General features: G+C 42.0%; 2 protein-coding genes. Both read left to right on the top strand.

What is annotated here, in order from left to right:
* The first annotated feature begins 250 nt into the window (after positions 1 to 250).
* Positions 251 to 562, top strand: a complete 312-nt coding sequence (locus tag EDM52_RS23540; protein ID WP_007786541.1) for a transposase — start codon at positions 251 to 253, stop codon at positions 560 to 562.
* Between the two features lie 11 nt (positions 563 to 573).
* Positions 574 to 1488, top strand: coding sequence for an IS3 family transposase (locus EDM52_RS23545; RefSeq protein WP_035317551.1), 915 nt, complete (start codon positions 574 to 576; stop codon positions 1486 to 1488).
* Positions 1489 to 1797 lie beyond the last annotated feature (309 nt).

Here is a 1797-nt window from a genome sequence, read left to right on the forward strand (position 1 = left end):
CAACAACTTTCCCTTCGTGTATTCTAAAATCTGCGTCGGCCGTTTCTTTTTTTAGAGGTTTTTTCCAGTAAGCACTATCATTGGTAAGAAGGATGGCGCAGCCACTCATATTTGGAAATATCCTTACCAATTCTTCTAGTTTTTGAACGTCCTTTATATAATCAAATCTTCCTTCTCAATAGCCCCTTAGGAAACTTGGACACATGGAGTGTAATTTAGTACACTATATGTGAACAGGGGGAAGGCAACAATGAAACGAAAACAATACTCCAATGAGTTTAAAATGCAAGTGGTAAAAGAAGCTCTGGAAAGTGGAAATCGAGCTGCCGTTGCCAGAAGATACGAACTCCACTACAATGTCGTCCAACGTTGGATGAAAGATGCAGATGCAGGAAAGTTCGAGGATTTCAATATGGCTGTGGTCGATGATGCAGGTTCCAAGGCTTTGGTTAAAGAAAACGATCAACTCAAGCGTTTACTGGGTGAAAAGGATTTAGAGATTGCCATCTTGCGTGACCTCATAAAAAAGAAAAACCCTCACTTACTGAAAAGCTTGAAGTAGCCGAACATTATATTCAACAGGGATACGAAGCAGCCTTAGTGCTTCGTCTTATAGGGATTCCGAGATCGACCTACTACTATCATAAGCAACAAAAGACTCAACCACATCTAGAAAAAACAGTACGTGAGGGACGAGAAATACCGGGCTACTCATTCAAACAAGATGGAACCAAGGTTTCCGATGAACAAATCAAGGAGTGGCTGATGGAGAGCATCACTGGAGACGGGTATGCCTACGGTTATCGCAAACTAACCGTTCTCCTGCGCCGCGAGCATGATTTAATTATCAACAAGAAGAAAGTCTATCGACTCTGTACAGAGCTAGATATTCTTCGTCCACAACGCCAGAAACGAACGCATTACCCTAGAAAGCTTGCTAGAAACCGTAACATTACGAATTCGAATCAGCTTTTTGAGACAGATATCAAGTATGGTTACATTGTAGGAGAAGACCGCTTTTTCTTTATTCAGACCGTCTTAGATGTCTATGATCGAGTGGCAGTTGCCTATCATATCGGATTAACTTGTGAAGGAAAAGATGTGGCAAGAACTCTACAACAGGCTCTATGGAAACGCCAATTATTTGAAGATGACCCAAAACCTGTGATCCGATCAGACAATGGACCACAGTTTATTTCCCATGCCTTCCAAGAGGCTTGTGAATCATTCAAGGTTGAACATGAGAGAATTCCGCCCAGGACTCCGAATATGAATGCACATATTGAGTCCTTTCACCGACTATTGGAGGACGATTGCTTATCTCGACACGAATTTGAAACGTACAAGGAAGCGTATGAGGTGGTAACCGAGTATATGAAGTTTTACAACGAGAGAAGAATTCACTCTAGCATTCGTGATTTAGCACCTGCCGAGTTTTATAGACAAAACCAAGTAAGTCCTATCCCCATTAAAGCCGTTCGTGTGTAATAATCTAGAGTCACATGGATTCATACCGGAAAGTTCGTTAGGCTTTACATGGAGAGGCGGGCATGATAGGCTGGGTAGCCTTACGAAACCCTTAGGCATCGGACTTGAGTAAGAAATTATGCCCGTAGAGGCTCCATGTCAAGCCGTTACCGTCAATAGTATTCCTCACCCAAAAACGAAAAGCTATGAAAAAGTAAGAATAAGAGAGTATGTGTCCAAACCTAGGGGGTTAATCCGATTTTTATCGATCATTGGAATCCCTTTGTTAAAAAGTATGGGGAAAGAATCCGTCCTTCGGTTCTGAAAGAA

It is taken from the genome of Brevibacillus invocatus, assembly GCF_003710915.1.
GTDB classification, from domain to species: Bacteria; Bacillota; Bacilli; order Brevibacillales; family Brevibacillaceae; genus Brevibacillus; species Brevibacillus invocatus.